The sequence below is a fragment of the Xanthomonas vasicola genome (assembly GCF_000772705.2).
Taxonomy (GTDB): domain Bacteria; phylum Pseudomonadota; class Gammaproteobacteria; order Xanthomonadales; family Xanthomonadaceae; genus Xanthomonas; species Xanthomonas vasicola.
Map to the genome: position 1 here is coordinate 196,718 of NZ_JSBW02000027.1, position 17,597 is coordinate 214,314.

Annotated in this window: 13 protein-coding genes and 1 other RNA gene; 4 read left to right on the forward strand and 10 right to left on the reverse strand. The window is 63.3% G+C overall.

Translation table 11 applies throughout. The annotated features are described in order from the left end of the window. Positions 1–56: 56 nt before the first annotated feature. Positions 57–713: a thiopurine S-methyltransferase gene (locus NX05_RS06360; RefSeq protein ID WP_039433548.1), complete on the forward strand. Its 657-nt coding sequence runs from the start codon at positions 57–59 to the stop codon at positions 711–713. A 48-nt stretch (positions 714–761) separates the two neighbouring features. On the opposite strand, the gene NX05_RS21955 is transcribed toward NX05_RS06360, so the two are convergent. After that, a non-coding RNA gene (locus NX05_RS21955) (sX9 sRNA) lies at positions 762–832 on the reverse strand. Positions 833–1,122: 290 nt separating this feature from the next. Then, positions 1,123–1,608 (reverse strand): bacterioferritin, encoded by a 486-nt coding sequence (bfr, locus tag NX05_RS06365; protein ID WP_010366200.1) that lies wholly within the window; start codon positions 1,606–1,608, stop codon positions 1,123–1,125. Between the two features lie 146 nt (positions 1,609–1,754). On the opposite strand from bfr, the gene NX05_RS06370 reads away from it, so the two are divergent. The 3 genes from NX05_RS06370 to hpaM all read left to right on the forward strand — a co-directional run bounded on the left by NX05_RS06370 (position 1,755) and on the right by hpaM (position 8,333). Continuing rightward, positions 1,755–4,172: a penicillin acylase family protein gene (locus tag NX05_RS06370; RefSeq protein WP_039433543.1), complete on the forward strand. Its 2,418-nt coding sequence runs from the start codon at positions 1,755–1,757 to the stop codon at positions 4,170–4,172. 527 nt (positions 4,173–4,699) lie between these two features. Continuing rightward, positions 4,700–6,838, forward strand: coding sequence for a TonB-dependent siderophore receptor (locus tag NX05_RS06375; RefSeq protein ID WP_039433542.1), 2,139 nt, complete (start codon positions 4,700–4,702; stop codon positions 6,836–6,838). A gap of 442 nt (positions 6,839–7,280) precedes the next feature. After that, positions 7,281–8,333: a type III secretion-associated outer membrane-bound protein HpaM gene (hpaM, locus tag NX05_RS06380; RefSeq protein ID WP_039433540.1), complete on the forward strand. Its 1,053-nt coding sequence runs from the start codon at positions 7,281–7,283 to the stop codon at positions 8,331–8,333. 69 nt (positions 8,334–8,402) lie between these two features. Here the strand turns inward: hpaM and asnB are convergent, their stop codons facing one another. The 8 genes from asnB to map all read right to left on the reverse strand — a co-directional run bounded on the left by asnB (position 8,403) and on the right by map (position 17,301). Next, positions 8,403–10,097, reverse strand: a complete 1,695-nt coding sequence (gene asnB, locus NX05_RS06385) for an asparagine synthase B (protein WP_017113238.1) — start codon at positions 10,095–10,097, stop codon at positions 8,403–8,405. Between the two features lie 293 nt (positions 10,098–10,390). Beyond that, positions 10,391–11,521, reverse strand: a complete 1,131-nt coding sequence (gene dapE, locus NX05_RS06390; RefSeq protein WP_039433538.1) for a succinyl-diaminopimelate desuccinylase — start codon at positions 11,519–11,521, stop codon at positions 10,391–10,393. Between the two features lie 18 nt (positions 11,522–11,539). Further along, positions 11,540–11,833, reverse strand: coding sequence for a GNAT family N-acetyltransferase (locus tag NX05_RS06395; RefSeq protein ID WP_230597814.1), 294 nt, complete (start codon positions 11,831–11,833; stop codon positions 11,540–11,542). 187 nt (positions 11,834–12,020) lie between these two features. Beyond that, the gene (locus tag NX05_RS06400) at positions 12,021–12,377 is read right to left on the reverse strand and encodes an arsenate reductase (protein WP_010366191.1); all 357 of its coding nucleotides are present in this window, start codon (positions 12,375–12,377) and stop codon (positions 12,021–12,023) included. Next, the gene (locus NX05_RS06405; RefSeq protein WP_039433534.1) at positions 12,374–12,697 is read right to left on the reverse strand and encodes a hypothetical protein; all 324 of its coding nucleotides are present in this window, start codon (positions 12,695–12,697) and stop codon (positions 12,374–12,376) included. The genes NX05_RS06400 and NX05_RS06405 overlap by 4 nt, the downstream gene beginning before the upstream one ends. Further along, a complete protein-coding gene (dapD, locus tag NX05_RS06410) occupies positions 12,694–13,902 on the reverse strand; it encodes a 2,3,4,5-tetrahydropyridine-2,6-dicarboxylate N-succinyltransferase (RefSeq protein WP_039433532.1) in 1,209 nt (402 codons plus the stop codon). The genes NX05_RS06405 and dapD overlap by 4 nt, the downstream gene beginning before the upstream one ends. Positions 13,903–13,918: 16 nt before the next feature. Continuing rightward, positions 13,919–16,528 (reverse strand): [protein-PII] uridylyltransferase, encoded by a 2,610-nt coding sequence (locus tag NX05_RS06415; protein WP_039433528.1) that lies wholly within the window; start codon positions 16,526–16,528, stop codon positions 13,919–13,921. Beyond that, entirely contained in the window at positions 16,525–17,301 is a 777-nt protein-coding gene (gene map / locus NX05_RS06420) for a type I methionyl aminopeptidase (protein WP_010366184.1), read from the reverse strand. Before map ends, NX05_RS06415 begins: the two co-directional genes overlap by 4 nt. Positions 17,302–17,597 lie beyond the last annotated feature (296 nt).

Sequence of the window (17,597 nt, forward strand, 5' to 3'; positions counted from 1 at the left end):
GATGACCCGCCATTTCAAAAGACCACAGCGGGCAACAACCACTGACAAGGCGATGCATGGACACGAATTTCTGGTTGGAACGTTGGCAGCTCGGACAGACCGGCTTTCATCAGCAAGAGGTATTGCCGCTACTGCAAAAGCACTGGCCTGCGCTGCAATTGCCGAAAAAGGGACGCGTGCCGGTTCCCCTATGCGGCAAGACGCTGGACATGCATTGGCTGGCAGCGCAAGGCCATCGCGTGCTCGGCGTGGAGCTATCGCCGCTGGCGGTAACGCAATTCTTCGATGAGGCAGGACTGCAACCGCAACGGCATATCAGCGCTGCAGGCGAGCATTTCATCGCTGGCCCGATCGAGATCATCTGCTGCGATGCATTCGCGTTGGACGCTAACGTGTTAGCCGATTGCACTGCCGTCTACGACCGCGCCGCACTGATCGCGCTACCGGTCGATTTGCGCCAGCGTTATCTGCAAACGGTCTACGCGCAGTTGCCAACACCCTGCCGTGGCCTGCTGATCACCCTGGAATATCCGCAGGCAGAGAAGGCCGGCCCGCCGTTCTCGGTGGGCGCAACAGAAGTGCACGCACTTTTCGATGCCGTGTGGCAGCTAGACCAGCTGGAAAACCGCGACATCCTCAATCAGGAACCACGCTTCCGCGCTGAGGGCGTCACTGGGTTATCGACTGCTGTCTATCGCCTGCAACGCCACTGAACGCAGTGGTCGAACGCTGCATGGCGACTGACGCTGGTGGCTAAGAGTGGGTAACAAAACGTAGCAGTCGTCGGTGGGCGCGGATGGCGCGGAGGAACCGCAGTGTACGAGCGGTACATGCCGATTCCGAGCGCCGGCGGTGACCGTCTGGCGAATGCGCAGTCGCTTTGTTAGCTGCTCTCAGTAGTTTGCATGGAGCAAGTGCCGCTAGCCAAGCAAGACCGCGCGGCATCGCGCCACATGGTGGTTCTGCATAGCAAAGCAATGAAAATAAATCCGGCAAACAGCTGCAGCAAATAGCCGGCAGGTCGCACGGGCAATAACCGGGAATGGCAAAGCACTCGTATTAAATGCCGAGCCGATACCCCCGCTGCGTCAGCCAGGCGGCTACGCAGCGTCGGTCACCGGCTTAACCTGCAACGTGCCCCTTGTCGATCTTCGAGGTCTGGTAAAGCTCCAGACCAATGCGCTTGATCAAGCCAAGCTGCTGCTCCAGCCACCACGCATGATCTTCTTCGGTGTCCTGCAGCTGCTTGAGCAGCATGTCGCGGCTGACGTAATCGCCGTGGTCCTCGCACAATTTCATGCCGGCGGCGAGCGCGGCGCGCACTTCGTATTCGACGACCAGATCGCGCTCGAGCATCTCCACCACGGTCTTGCCGGGCGAAAATTCGGCCGGGCGCATGTCCGGGTCGCCTTCCAGGAACAGGATGCGCCGCAGCAGCGCGTCGGCGTGCTCGGTTTCCTCTTCCATCTCGTGGTTGATGCGCTCGTACAGCGCCATCAGGCCCTGATCCTCGTAACGGCGCGAATGCAGGAAATATTGATCGCGTGCCGCCAATTCGCCGCGCAGCAGCTGCTTGAGGTAATCGACGACTTCGGGATGGCCTTTCATGATGTGCTCCAGCGACGCAATGCGCGCATGGTGCCCTAAGCCGGCGGGCAATGATCTAATCGGAATCACTTTCAGTTGCGCTTGCGGCCAGACCCGCCACGGTCATGTCCGCCGGCCACACTTCAACCGGGCTCAAGGAAGCGACAATGCGTAAATGGCTGGGCCGGCTGCTGCTGGCAATCGTGCTGCTGGCCCTGACGGCCAGCCTTGCGCTCTATCTATTGATGCGCGGCAGCTTGCCGCAGCTGGATGGCGACGCCGCCCTGAGCGGCCTGGCTGCGCCGGTCAGTGTGCAGCGCGATCAGCTGGGCGTGGTCACCATCGATGCCACAAACCAGCTCGACGTGATGCGGGCGCTCGGCTACGTGCACGCGCAGGAACGCTATTTCGAAATGGACCTGATGCGCCGCGCGCCGGCCGGCGAGTTATCCGAACTGTTCGGCCCCAAGGCCGTGGACCTGGACAAGCGCAACCGCGTGCACCGCCTGCGCGCCCGCGTGCATGCCAACCTGGACATCGCCGCCGGCAGCCAGCACGCCGCATTGCAGGCTTATACGGATGGCGTCAACGCTGGGCTTGCCGCGCTCCGCGTGCGGCCCTGGCCCTACTTGCTGCTGCGCCAGACACCGCGCGCATGGACGCTGGACGATTCCATCCTCACCGGCCTGGCGATGTACGCGGACCTGCAAGACAACAGCAACCAGACCGAATTGGCTGCTGCGCGCATCCGCGCCGTGGTGCCGCCTGCGCTGGCGGCGCTGCTCGACCATCAGGGCTCCAGCTGGGACGCGCCGTTGTTCGGGCCGCCGCAGGGCGACGCCAGCTTACCGGATGCCGCCACGCTGGACTTACGGCGCCTGCCGCATCCGGCGACCGCACCCCACGCGGAAACGCCGACACCAGGCAGCAACAACTTCGCGGTAGACGGCAGCCTCACCGCCGACGGCCGCGCCATCGTTGCCGATGACATGCACCTGGGCCTGTGCGCGCCCAACATCTGGTTCCGCGCACGCCTGCGCTATGCAGACAGCAATGCAGCCGATGGCAAGGTGGATGTCACCGGATTCACCCTGCCCGGCCTGCCGGCGGTGGTGGTCGGCAGCAACGGGCATGTGGCCTGGGCGTTCACCAACAGCTACATCGACACCGCGGATTTCGCACGCATTCCTGCGCCCACGCCGGGCCATCGGCAAGCGCTGACCACGCATGTGGAAACCATTCGCGTGGCTGGCGCGGCGCCGATGCGTTTCGAGGTGCGCGAAGCGGCGTGGGGACCGGTGTTGCACACCAACGCGGACGGCAGTGTGCTGGCGTTGCGCTGGGCCGCGCAGCTCCCGGGGGCGATTCGGCTGGACTTCGCACAGATGAGCACAGCGGGCGATCTGCAAGCTGCATTCGCGGTGGCCGACCGCTCCGGCATTCCGACGCAGAACCTGCTGCTGGCCGATCGCAGCGGGCGTATCGCCTGGCGTCTGATCGGTGCGCGCCCAGAACGCAATGCAGGATGCAGCCCAAGTGGGATTGCCGAACTTGCAACGTCGGCGCCTGTGCCAAACGCAGCAACCAGCGCACCTGCGGATACGGCTGCAACGCCGTCCATGCCAGGCATTTGCCTGCCGTGGTCGCTGCGCAGCGATGCGGCGCCTGCGCTGATCGACCCGCCGTCGCACCGGCTCTGGACCGCCAATAGCCGTATCGTTGATGCGCAGCAACTGGCCACGCTTGGCAGTGCCGGTTACGACCTTGGCGCGCGCGCGCAGCAGATTCGCGATGATCTCTTTGCAAAGCAGCGCTTCAACGAACGTGATCTGCTTGCCATCCAGCTCGACAATCGCGCCGTGCTGCTTACGCGTTGGTGGCACTTGCTGCGCAGGGTGGTCGACCACAGCAAGGATCCGGCGCTGCAACAGATCGCCCTCGTCACACGCGATTGGGATGGGCATGCCTCCAGCCAGTCGGCCAGCTATCGCATCGTGCGCGAATTCCGTACCAAGACCATCGATGCCGTGGAAGCCGGCCTGCTGGCACCCGCCCACGCCGCACTCGGCGAGGATTTCTTGATGCCACGTCGCGCGCAGCTGGAAGGCATCGTCTGGCCGTTGCTGCAACAGCGCCCGGCCAACCTGCTACCGCCAGCCTTCGCAAGTTGGGATCAATTGCTCAGCGATGCCGCGCGCAACGCGCAATCAGACGTGATCGCAGAAGACGCACAGAGCGAGCACCGCGGCCAACACACCTGGGGCCAGCGCAACACCGCTGCCATCTGCCATCCCATCGCGCGCGCATTGCCCGCCCTCGCCAAGCGTTGGCTGTGCATGCCGCCGGATCAACTACCGGGCGACCGCGACATGCCGCGCGTGCAAGGCCCGGCTTTTGGCGCCTCCGAACGCATGGTGGTCTCGCCCGGCCACGAGCAGGACGGCATCGTGCACATGCCCGGCGGCCAGAGCGGACACCCGCTATCGCCGTTCTGGGGCGCAGGCCACGACGATTGGGTGCATGGAAGACCAACACCGTTTCTGCCCACTGCCACGCGCTACACGCTGCAATTGCGTCCGCAGTAAAAGCGGCTAGCCCCTCTGCTACGCAGCGGCCTGAGAATGGAAGAAGGACGAAGGCGATCAAGCATCGCCGCTCCGCAAAAGCCCCTCCCCCTCGGGAGAGGGGTTGGGGTGAGGGTACGGCCATCACGCAGCATTGGATTAGTGCGCAAGGTGGCCCTGCCCTTAGTCATTCAAAAACGCTCGGCACACAAGCGCATGAGACTTCGCACGTACCCTCATCCGCCCTTCGGACACCTTCTCCCCCATGAAGAGGACAATGTCCCAGCGGGAAAAGCGAGACCACGCTCTCGTACGTTCTGCTTTGCCTGCTCTGCCTTATTTGACTGCCTTACCCGCCTTGCCTTCTGCATTTTCTGGCTTCTACGACTCCGCGTCTCGCGTGCATACCTCCGCACCTGTACGTGCATTTGCGCACAGCACATCGCACCTCCACTACAAAGCCTCGTGCCCATCATTGCAGCGGCCTCTGCAATTCAACGAACACACCATGCTAAGATGCATTTGATAACCATTCCCATTAGTGACCAATGCGCCCCACGCTTCTTGTCACCGCGCTCGCCGCTGCGCTCGCTCTGCATACCCAGCCTGCCTTCGCTCAACATACCGCCAGTCCCGCCGTAACCGAGCTGGACGGCGTGGATGTCGTCGGCCGTGCGCAGACGCTCTACAAATCCGAAGACGCTGCCGTTGCCACGCGCACCGATACGCCATTGGCGCTGGTGCCGCAGTCGGTGCAGGTGTTGCCGCGCGAGTTGATCGACGACCAGGCTGCGCGTCAGATCACCGATTTGTATCGCAGCATCAGCGGCATCAGCTTCTTCAGCTATGCCGGTGTGACCTTGCGCGGTTTCCGCCAGGAAAACGTGCTGTACGATAGTCTGCGCGGCGACCCGTATGCCGGCTTCTCAGTGCCGCAGCTGTTCAACATAGAGCGCGTGGAAGTGCTCAAAGGCCCGGCCGGCGCGCTGTATGGCGGTGGCGAACCGGGCGGCGTCATCAATTATGTCACGCGCAAACCCGGCCATCAGGCTGAGCGGCGCATAGAACTGCAGGTCGGCAATCAATCCTTCGGCGCGGCCTCGTTCGAAGCCACCGGGCCGGTGCGCGAAGATGGCCGTGTCCGCTACCGCATCGGCGCCTATGCCGATGGCGAAGATGGGTTTCGCTGGAACACCGATAGCCAAAGCCAGATCGGCGATGCGTCAGTGGCCTTCGATATCGGCGACACTGGCGAGCTAACCCTGCAGTACACCGACATCACCCAAAACCTGGGCGGCAATCGCCTGCGCGGGGTGCCGGTGGATAACGCCGGCAACTTCCTTACCGACCGGCGTTGGAATCACAACGAGCCCACCGACTTCCTGGACATGCGCGCAAAGGTGGCGTTTGCGCAGTACCGGTTCGCACCGTCCAGCGCGTGGGAGGTGGACATGGCGCTGCGCTGGTTCAAGAACGACGAGCATCAGATCTATCACGAGCCGATGGGCTTGATCGACCGCGATCGCGATGGCACTGCCGAATGGATGACCCGACAGTTGCGCAATCAGTACCGCGACAACGATGCGATCTCCAGCAATGTCAATGCGGTGTTCCGCACCAGCACCGGTGCGATCGAGCACAAGCTGCTGATGGGCGCGGACTACTACCGCCTGGATGCTGATTTCCGCGCGCAAACCGCTAATACCGCCGACACCGGCCGCGTACGTGGCCCAGTGCCGGGTATCGATCTGTTCAACCCCGTGTACGGGCGCAGCGGCTTCTACGATTACGGCTTGGACACCTTGCCATGGCGCGCAACCAGCACGCGCGGTCAACGTTATGGCGCATATCTGCAGGACGAACTCACACTGACCCCGCGCTGGTATGCAATGGCCGGGCTACGCTGGGATGGCTTCAGGGACGACAACCTGCTGGACGGCTCACGCGTTACCGGCAACGATATGAGTTGGCGCGTCGGCAGCACTGTCGTGCTGCGCGAGGGCATCAATGCCTACGCAAGTTACGCCAGCGGTTTCTTGCCGCAGGACGCCGCCAATCAGGACAGCAGCGTGGGCGGCCCGTTCGACCCGGAACGCAGCACGCAATGGGAAGTGGGCCTGAAGACTGCCCTCAACGACGGTGGGTTGACCCTCCACACGGCGCTGTATCGCATCGAGCGCAGCAACATCGTGCAGGCCAACGGCCGCATCGTCGATGGCGTCAATCAGCTCTCTGCACTTGGCCTGGTGCGCAGCGAAGGTCTGGAAGTAGACCTGCTGGCCGATCTCACCGAGCGCTGGGTACTTAACCTCACCTACGCTTACAACGATGCACGCGTGCTCGATGCAGGCACCGACGGCATCACCAATGCGGCCGGCGATCGCTTCGCCAATGCGCCGCGCAACACCTTCGGTTTATGGACACGCTACGACCTGCCGGTGTGGCGCTCGGCAATCGCCTTTGGTGCCGACTACGTGGGCGAACGCGTCAGCCTGGACGGGCAGCGCGTCAAACCGTATGCCATTTACGACATCAGCTGGCAGACGCAATGGGACGCGTGGAAACTGCAGATCAACGTCAAGAACCTGTTCGACAAGGTGTATGCGGTGAGCGGTTTCAACACCCGCGCCGGGCATTTCCCTGGCGAGCCGCGCCGCATCTATGCGCAGTTGGCATACAGCTTTTGACGGTGGCGCAGCTGGTGTACGCGCTGCATCCGCCGGCACCTGCGATGTCAGCAAGCATCACGCATCACGCGTGCGATACGCATTGACGCAGCACCGGCATGACGCTCGCTTCAGGCGTCGAATAACGCACGGGCTGCGGCTGGGCGCATGCAGACGCATGCGAAAACAGCATGCAAACACTGCACCACGACTGCCAGCACCGTTGTTCGATAGATGATCGCGCAAATCACCTTGTTCCGTCAGCACTGTGACGCACGTCAACCGATGCGACTGTGTGCTATGGCCAATGCAGCCTCGGCTGCAGCAGTGGAATGAACCTGTACCGAATCGCGCAGGCACATGTGGGCTGGAATTTAACGTCCGGTGGGACACACTAGAGCCCGTCGCGATGTCGAGCCTCGCTCCACACATCGCCCTCTTCCCCCCACTGACCGGAATCCGCATGCCTTCGCTTGCCCGCTCCGTTTCCGCCCTGTTGCCACTGATGTTTGCGACTGCCTGCTCTGCCGCGCCGCCAGCCAAATCCGGCCCGCCGGCTGCGCCTGTGGCTGCATGCACCGCCAAAGCACGTCCTGGCCAGGACCTGCAAAAAGCCATCGACAAGTTGCCGCAAAGCGATACGCCGGCGGTGTTGTGCCTGGAAAAAGGCGAGTTCCCGCTTAATGGCCTGGTATCGATCCACCGCGGCAACCTCACCCTGCGCGGTCAAGGCCCCAGCACCATCGTGCGCATGGCCGACGGCGTGCAGCAGCCGGTTCTGGTGGTCGGCGATTACGAAAACCAGCAGCCCACCGGCGTGATCCGCAATGTCAGCATCGAAGACATGCAGATCGTCGCCAGCACTGGCGACAAAGAATTCATGCCCGAGCGCCCCTATCTAAGCAATAGCGCAGTAGTGGTGCGGTCCGGGCAAGGCATCCGGCTTGCCGGCCTGCAGGTCAACAAGTGCCGTAGCGCGTGCTTGCTGAGCGAGTATGACACTCGTGAGATCACCATCGAAAACAACGATGTGTCTGGCGCAATCTGGGACGGCGTGTCGTTCAACCGCACCGCCAAGGTCACGATGGTCAATAACTACATCCACGACAACGTGGCTGCTGGTTTGACCACCGAACACCTGGAAGACAGCGAGATTCGCAACAACCGCTTCGAGCGCAATGGCAGCCAAGGTATCTATCTCTCGGATGCACGGCGCAATCGCTTTAGCAACAATCAATTCGACGGCAACAAAGTGGCTGGCGTGTTTCTGGCCTGCGCGATTCGTTATCGCACACCGGAAATTTTGTGCTGGGACAACAGCATGAGCCAGGACAACGTATTCGAGAACAACCGTTTCGCCAACATGCCGTTCACCTACACCATCGGCGTGGACCGGGCAGCCAACTGCACGGCGGCCGACTTCAAGCCGAATCTATGGCGCAACAACCAGGCCGACATGGCCGGTGTGGATATCGATCCGCAGCGCTATGGGTACTGCGTGCGTCTGGAGCAATGAGACGCGTGCACTAAGAACAGCGGCCAGGCGTGCAGCAATGCACGCCCGGCCGCTGCAGTTACGGCAGCCTTACGAGGCCAGCGCCTGCTCGTGCACCCCGGCAATTGCGCGGCCCGATGGATCTGCCATCGCGGCAAAACTCGCATCCCAGGCGATCGCGGTTGGCGACGAACAGGCGATCGACTTGCCACCCGGCACCGTTTCCGCCGCCGCCTGGCTGGGGAAGAATTGCTCGAACAAGGTGCGATAGAAATACGCTTCCTTGGTCTGCGGCGGGTTGACCGGATAGCGTCGATCGGCAGCGGCAAGTTCGCGATCGCTCACCTGCGCTGCGGCGTGCGCTTTCAATCCGTCGATCCAGCCATAGCCGACGCCGTCGCTGAACTGCTCCTTCTGACGCCACAGAATCGATTCCGGCAGATAGCCCGCGAATGCTTCGCGCAGCACGCCCTTTTCCATGCGCGTGGCGCCGCTGCTGGTCTTGTCGATCATTTTGAAACTGGCGTCCATGCGCATTGCGACATCCAGGAATTCGCGGTCCAGGAATGGCACGCGCGGCTCCACGCCCCAGGCCATCATCGACTTGTTTGCGCGCAGGCAATCGTAGTTGTTGAGCGCCTCGAGCTTGCGCACCAGCTCTTCATGGAATTCACGCGCGTTCGGCGCCTTATGGAAGTACAGGTAGCCGCCGAAGATCTCGTCGCTGCCTTCGCCGGAGAGCACCATCTTGACGCCCATCGCCTTGATCCGCCGCGCCAACAAAAACATCGGCGTGGAAGCGCGAATGGTGGTGACGTCGTAGGTTTCGATGTGGCGAATGACGTCGGGCAACGCATCCAACCCTTCTTCGAAGGTGTATTCGAAACCGTGGTGCACGGTGCCCAGCGCTGCGGCAGCAACTTCCGCCGCAGCCAGATCGGGCGAGCCTTTCAAGCCGATCGCGAACGAATGCAGGCGCGGCCACCACGCTTCGGTGGTGTCGTTTTCTTCGACGCGGTGACGGGCGTAGCGCGAAGCAACTGCTGCAACCAACGAGGAATCCAGCCCGCCCGACAACAACACGCCGTACGGCACGTCGGTCATCAGCTGGCGGTGCACGGCACGCTCGAAGGCTTCGCGCAATTCCTGCAGTTGCACCTGCACGCCTTCCACTTCGGCATATTCGCGCCAGGCGCGTTCGTAGTAACGGCTCAGCACCCCGGTGGCGCTGTCGTACCAATGACCCGGCGGGAACTGCGCCGCGTCGGCGCAATCGTCCACCAGCGATTTCAATTCAGATGCCACCCGCAGGCGGCCTTCGCGGTCGTGCCCCCAGTACAGCGGCACCACACCGATCGGGTCGCGCGCGATGATCACCCGCCCTTCCGTCTTGTCCCACAGCGCGAACGCAAAGATGCCGTTGAGGCGGTTGAGATACGAGGCCGGCGCATCTTCGCGATACAGCGCATTGATCACCTCGCAATCGGAGCCGGTCTGGAAGGCGTACGGGTGCAGCAGTTCGGCCTTGAGTTCGCGATGGTTGTAGATCTCGCCATTGACCGCCAAGGCGAGCTGCCCGTCTTCGGATAGCAGCGGCTGCGAGCCGCCGGCCGGGTCGACGATGGCAAGGCGCTCGTGCACCAGAATGGCACCGGTATCGACGTAGACGCCGCTCCAGTCGGGCCCGCGATGACGCTGCCGCTGCGAACATTCCAGTGCCTGCCGGCGCAGCGCCTGCAGATCGTCACCGGGTTGCAGGCCGAAAATACCGAAGATGGAACACATGGAGACACTCCTGAAAAACTGCGGGGGTTGGCGGCCGGTGAGAGACCGTGCTGCATGAAAATGACACCCAAAAAAAACCCGCATCGGCCGATGCGGGTTTTCTGATTCCTGGGCGATTGGTGGATTTCGCCTAGTCGCAGACCCGCATCGGCCGCGCACGATTATTCGTGCGCAGATTGTTGCGGTTGGCGTTATTGAGGTTGGCAAAGCGAATGACCATGTGGCCGACGCTAACCGTTCGGTTTCATCGGCGCAACTGTTTCAGCGGCAACGACGGCGTGCACGTGACCCGATCACCCGACCAGCAAGCGCTCGATCAGCGTGCGATACAGCGCCGGCAGCGCCTGCAGATCGGCCACACGCACGTGCTCGTCGACCTGATGGATGCTGGCGTTGACCGGGCCGACTTCGATGCACTGCGCGCCCAGCGGTGCGATGAACCGCGCGTCGGAAGTACCGCCACCGGTGCTCTCTTCCGGCGGCGCACCGGCGAACTCACCCAACACCTCACGCGCGACACTGCGCAAGCGCCCTTCCGGTGTGTAGAACGGCTCGCCGCTGCGATGCCAGCGCAACGCATAGTCCAGCGCATGCCGATCGAGCAGTGCAGTGATTTCGGCCTCCAGGCGCGGCGCGTCCCAGTGGGGCGTGTAGCGCAGATTGAAGGCCACCTGCAGCTCGCCGGGGATCACGTTATTGGCGCCTGTGCCGGCGTGGATATTGGAGAGTTGCAGACTGGTCGGCGGAAAACTTTCGAAGCCATCGTCCCATTGCCGCGCGACCAATTCGGCCAGCGCAGGCGCTGCCAGATGAATCGGATTGCGCGCCTTCTGTGGGTACGCCACGTGCCCCTGCACGCCCTTGACGGTGAGCGTACCGGACAGGCTGCCGCGACGACCGACGCGCAACAGATCACCCAAGCGCTCGGTAGACGATGGCTCCCCGGTAATGCACCAATCGATCGCCTGCCCGCGTTCGCGAAATAGGTTAGCGACACGGCGCACGCCATCGATGGCATCGCCCTCCTCATCAGAAGTCAGCAACACTGCCAGCGTGCCGGCATGCGTGGGATGCGCGGCAACGAACTGCTCTGCGGCAACCACGAACGCAGCGACGCTGCCTTTCATGTCAGCCGTACCGCGCCCATACAGCACGCCGTCGCGGATCTGCGGATCGAACGGATCGCTGGTCCACACTTCGCGCGGGCCCGGCGGTACCACATCGGTATGCCCCAGCAGCACCAGCACCGGCGCGCCACTGCCATGCGTGGCCCATAGATTGTCGACCTCGCCCAGTCGCAAGTACTCGCAAGCAAAGCCGGCGGCAGTCAAGCGCTCTGCAAGCAGCGCTTGGCAACCAGCATCGTCAGGGGTCACCGAGGCGCGTGCGATCAGATCGCAGGTCAGCTTCAGCACATCGTTCATGTCGTCAGGCCTTTTTGATCACACGGTTGATTTATGCGTCGCTGGGGCAGCATCCGGGCCATGCCACTGCATCGCCTGCACGCGCACCGCAAAACGCTCGTGTCCCGGCATACGGCCGCCGTGGCGGCCGGTGATGCCAAAGCCGCAGCGTTGGTAGAACGCCAGTGCCGTGTCATTTCCTTGCAGCAATTCCAGCGAAAGGACGTTCGGGCGGTCCTGCGGGACCGCTGCAACCAGCGCTGCGCCCACGCCGCGTCGTTGCGCGTCCGGCGCCACAGACAGCCAGGCGAGTTCCTGCGCATCGTAGGCCACGCATCCCACCACGCGTCCGTCGAGCTCGCCACGCGCAACATATAGTCGAACGGTGACTCACGCTCGGCGGCGATCGGCAGGGGTAGAAACGCTTTCGGCAAGCCGGCCGCCCGCAGCGCCTGCTGCCGCGCCGCATCGTGTACGGCACACAGCGTGAGCCAGTCCTCGGCCTGGTAGGGCCGCACGTTCACTCGATGTCGAACCGCTTCTTGAAGCCGTTATCGGAGAATCCTTGGCTCAACGCGTCGTCGTCGGTGACGACCACGGGCCGTCGGATCAGCTGCGGATACTCGCGCAGCAGCAGCTTCCATTCGGCCTGCGAGCCAGGCGTCTTTTTGTTGTCCGGCAACTGGCGCCAGGTGGTCGAGGACTTGTTGATCAATGCATCGAATCCGCCGGCCTGTTCGGCCCAGGCGACCAGCGTTTCCGGCTCGGGTTTTTGCTCGCGGTAATCGACGAACGTGTAGGCCACGCCGAAGCGATCCAGCCACTTGGTTGCCTTCTTGCAGGTGTCGCAATTCTTCAATCCGTACAGCGTGGTCATGGTGTGCCCTTCTGGACTGCGCGGCGCACGCTTGCGCTCGCCGACAGGGTGTTTGCCAATTGATGGTGTTCAAGGCCGCGTGCGGGGAGAAACACGACATCGGCGCGTTCGCCATGGAATTTCAGCGCCATCCGCAGCGGCGGAACGAGTGCAGGCGCCAGCCAACGCAGAATGTCCAGCTGCTGCGGAATGCCATCGCGCATCAGCGAGCCGGCGATGTAGACCGCCACCCATCCCAACCGGAGGGTCGGGATGCCCCAACGGATCCAGCCACCGGGCGAACGCGACAGCATGGCGCCGACAGGCTGCGTGGCACTCAATCTGCCAGACCGCGCAGCAACTCGTTGACGCTGGTCTTGCTGCGCGTCTTGGCATCGACCTGCTTGACGATCACTGCGCAGTACAGCGAGTGCGAGCCGTCCTTCGAGGGCAACTGGCCGGACACCACCACGCTGTACGGCGGCACGTATCCATAGGAAATCTCGCCGGTGGCGCGGTTATAGATGCGCGTGCTCTGTCCGATAAACACGCCCATGCCGATCACGCTGTGGTGGCCGATGACCACGCCCTCCACCACTTCCGAACGTGCGCCGATGAAGCAATGATCTTCGATGATGGTGGGACTGGCCTGCAGCGGTTCGAGCACGCCGCCGATGCCGGCGCCGCCGGAGAGATGGCAATGCTTGCCGATCTGCGCGCACGAACCCACCGTGGCCCAGGTGTCGACCATGGTGCCTTCGCCGACATACGCACCGATGTTGGTGAAGCTCGGCATCAGCACCACGTCCCTGCCGAAGTAACTGCCGCGACGCGCCACCGCACCCGGTACCACGCGCACGCCGGCCTTGCGGAATTCGGCTTCATGGAAGCCGGCAAAGCGCGATTCCACCTTGTCCCAGAACGGCGCGGGCTGGGCATCGATCACCGCCATCTCGTTGACGCGGAAATACAGCAGCACGGCTTTCTTCAACCACTCGTTGACGGTCCAGCCGCCCTGCCCGTTCGGCTCGGCGACGCGGAACTCGCCGCTTTCCAGGCCGTCGATCACGCGCGTGACCATTGCGCGCGTGGAGCCGTCGATCTCGTCCATGGTCAGCGTGGCGCGACGTTCGAACGCGCTTTCGATACCGAACTTGAGTTCATCGTTGCCGACCTGCACTGCGGCGCTGTGCACGGCCTGCTCGGCAATCGGCAGCTTCTTTGCCGCCGCCGCCTTCTTTGCGGCCGGTGCAGCAACCACCTTGGTCGGCTGCTTGGCCACGCGCGGCGCAGCGGCAGTCGCGGTCTTGCCGACTATCTTCTTCTCAGCGGTCTTCTGGCGTGCTGCGCTCGATGCAACGGCCTTGTTGCCGGCAGCGCCAGCGGCATTCTTCTTGCCAGCGCCGGCGACCGGCTTGGAGGCGGCCGCAATGGGCGCCTTCGCAGCCTTGCCGCTTGTGGCGCTCACGCGCTTGGGCGTTGCGCTGGTGGGAGTGGTCGCGGTGGTCGCGCTCTGCTTGCGCGCGGTCTTCTTGCTGGTGGCCATGGGGTTCTCCGGAGTGCTAGACAGGGTCGAGGCAGGCACACAGCGCATCGCGCAGTGCCTGCCGGGCGGATTCGGACAACGGGCGGTCGTGCTCGTCGGTGATCTGGAACTGGTCTTCGGCGCGCTCGCCGAAGGTGGCGATGCGCGCATCGTGCACACGCAGGTGCTGGATGCGCAGCACATGCGCCACATCGGCAAGCAGGCCGGGACGGTCGGGCGCGACCAGGCTGATGCGGGTGCGGCGGCCGCCGGCGCTTTCGCTGAACTCCACCCGCGGTGCAAAGCGGAAATGCCGCAGCTGGCGCGGCACTGCGCGCCGTGCCGGACGCACCTTCTGCAGGTCGCCGGCAAGCACCTGGCGCAGCGTTGCCGCCAGCCGCTGCGGGTCGCCGTCGGCATACGTTTCCTGCGGCAGCACTTCGAACACGTCGAAGATCGCATCGTGCGGCGCGTCCAGCACGCGTGCGCGGTGAATACCGTAGCCCTTGCGATCGAGCGTGGCCACGATGGCCGCAAACAGTCCATCGCGGTCCGGCGAATACACGAACACTTCCAGTGCATCGTTGTCCGGCACCGCACGCCGCGCCTTGACCAGGGTCTGGCCGATGTCCACTTCGATCAGCGACGCTGCCTGCCAGGCCAATTGCTCGGGACGGAAGCGCAGGAAGTTTTCGTCCGGCATGCCGGCGAATTGCCGGTCGATGGTGGCATCGTCATGCCCTTGCGCCTGCATCAATGCACGTGCGGATTCGCGTGCTTCGCGTAGACGTTCTTCGCGCGGCGGCGGATGTTCCAGGCCTTCGCGCAAGGCGCGGCGTGCAGCGAAATACAGATCCGCCAATAGCCGGTCTTTCCATGCATTCCACAGTTTGGGACTGGTGCCGGCGATGTCGGCGCAGGTGAGCAGATACAGATAATCCAGACGCTCGCGTGTGCCGACCAGAGTGGCGAAACGATGGATCACTTCCGCGTCGGAGATGTCCTGCTTCTGCGCGGTAACCGACATGCGCAAATGCTGCTCCACCAACCAGGTCACCAGTTCGGTATCACCTTCGCTCAGACGATGCGCAAGGCAGAACGCGCGCGCATCCACCGCGCCCAGTTCGGAATGATCGCCGCCACGGCCTTTGGCGATATCGTGAAACAGGCCGGCCAGTAGCAGCAGTTCCGGCTTGCGCAGACGCGGCCAGACTTCATGCGCAATAGAAAAACGCTCGTCGGCGCGGCCGGCGGCAAACAGCGCGATGTTCCGCAACACCATCAGGGTGTGCTGATCCACCGTATAGACATGGAACAGGTCGAACTGCATGCGCCCGGAAACGCTGGCGAATGCCGGAATCCACTGCCCCAACACACCGAGCCGCGCCATGCGATTGAGCGTTTCCACCGCACGCGGGCCGCGCAACAGCGCCATAAAGCGCTCGCGGGCAGTGGCATCTGCCACGTCGTACGCCGGCAACTCGCGCAGCACCTCGGCCAGCGCGCGCGCAGTCAACGAATGCAGGCCGCGTACCTCGCGGTGTGCCGCCCATTGCGCGAACAGTGCAAACACCTGCAACACATCATCGCCCGGCCAGCTGTCCGAGTCGGCAGCCAAATAGCCGCGGCGCAGGCTGAAGCCGTCGCGCAGCGGTTCCGGTGTCGCTTCGCCATCGAACTGTTCTTCGAAGCGCTGCAGCAGCCGGTCGCTGATGCGACGAATCAACGCAGCGCTGCGATAAAAGCGCTGCATCATTTTTTCCACACCCAGGCTTTCCAGGTCGTCAGCAAACCCCAGCCGTTCGGCGAGGGTCTTTTGGTAGTCGAAACGCAGGCGCTCTTCCGGCCGATTGGCCACGATGTGCAGACCGAAACGCAGGCGGGCGAGCTCTTCGCGCTCGCGACGCAATGCGGCGGCTTCGTCGAAACCGACATGGCCCAGCCCGACCAAGGCTTCCAGATCCTTGACCCCGAACGCACGCAGCGCCATCCAGCCGAGCGTCTGCAGATCGCGCAGGCCGCCGGGGCCATCCTTGATGTCGGGTTCCAGGTTGTCGGCGGTGTCGCCGAAGCGCTGATGGCGCGCCAGTAATTCCTCGCGCTTGGCCTGGAAGAAATCGCGCGGCGGCCACACCTGTGGCGGCGCGATCGCCGCGGCCAGTGCAGCGCGCGCGGCGGCATCGGCCACCAGCGCGCGCGATTCGATCAAGGCAGTGAGCACGGTCTGGTCGGCCGCTGCCGCCGTGCACTGCGCTGGCGAGCGCACCGCATGACTGATCGGCAGGCCCACATCCCACAGCAGCGCAAACAAGCGCGCCAGGGCCTGCTCGTGCTGCTGCTGCGCGACGCTTTCGCCCAGCACCAACACATCCACATCCGAGCGTGGGAACAGTTCGCCGCGCCCATAGCCGCCGACCGCATGCAGCGACAAACCGCTATCGGCCGGAATGCAGCGGGTCCACGCATTGCGCATCAATTGGTCGACCGCGCGTGCGCGCAGAGCGACCAGCCGCTCGATCGGTTCGCCCTGATCGAAGCGTTTGCATAGGCGCATGTCCGCATGCACCAGCAGCGGACGGGCCTGCGCGGCCCATTCCGCGTCGCCGGCGACGCCCGGGTCGGGTCGCTCCGCCGGCGTCTCCGTCATACCGGCGCTGGCGAATTGGCCGACAGCGTCAGCACATCCACGCCGTCTTCGGTGACTGCCACCATGTGTTCCCACTGCGCCGACAACTTGCGGTCCTTGGTGACCACGGTCCAGCCGTCCGGCAGCGTCTTATGGTGATAGGTGCCTTCGTTGATCATCGGCTCGATGGTGAAGGTCATGCCCGGCTTGAGCACCAGCCCTTCGCCCGGACGGCCGTAATGCATCACCTGCGGCTCGTCGTGATAGACCTTGCCGATGCCGTGGCCGCAGTAATCGCGCACCACGCTGAAGCGCTCGGATTCGGCGAACTTCTGGATGGCATGGCCCACATCGCCCAGGGTGGCGCCCGGCTTGACCGCGCGGATGCCGCGCCACATCGCTTCATACGTCGTCTCGACCAAACGCTTGGCCATCACCGACGGGGTGCCCACGTAGTACATGCGGCTGGTGTCGCCGTGCCAGCCATCCTTGATGACGGTGACGTCGATATTGACGATGTCGCCGTCCTTCAACACCTTGGCGGCGCTCGGAATGCCGTGACAGATCACGTTGTTGACCGAGGTACACACGCTTTTGGGGAAGCCGCGGTAGCCGACATTGGCAGGAATGGTGCCCTGCACGTTGACGATGTGGTCGTGGCAGATGCGGTCCAGCTCGGCCGTGGTCACGCCCGGCTGGACGTGGGGGCCCACAACATCGAGCACTTCGGCGGCCAGGCGGCCGGCGACGCGCATCAGTTCGATTTCTTCTTTAGTTTTTAGATTGACGCTCATGGCCGCGATTATCGCCGATTCGGGCTAATCTGAACGACCCGCGTCTGGGTTTTTTGTAGAACGCATCAGCTGGGCGCACGCGGACGGAACGGCAGAAAACCGTCGCGCTCGCCTATTCATGTGTGACGCAGTCCATTTAGCGTCAAAACTTGCATTAACGGAGTCATCCGTGGGACATCGCAATTTCACGAAAAAAACCAGCTGAGGCAACTAGATAGCATGTGAATTCAGCGTTATGTTTGGCACAGCTGATGCATTACAGGCGATGCGACGAGTCGTCGCGTCATCGATGACCA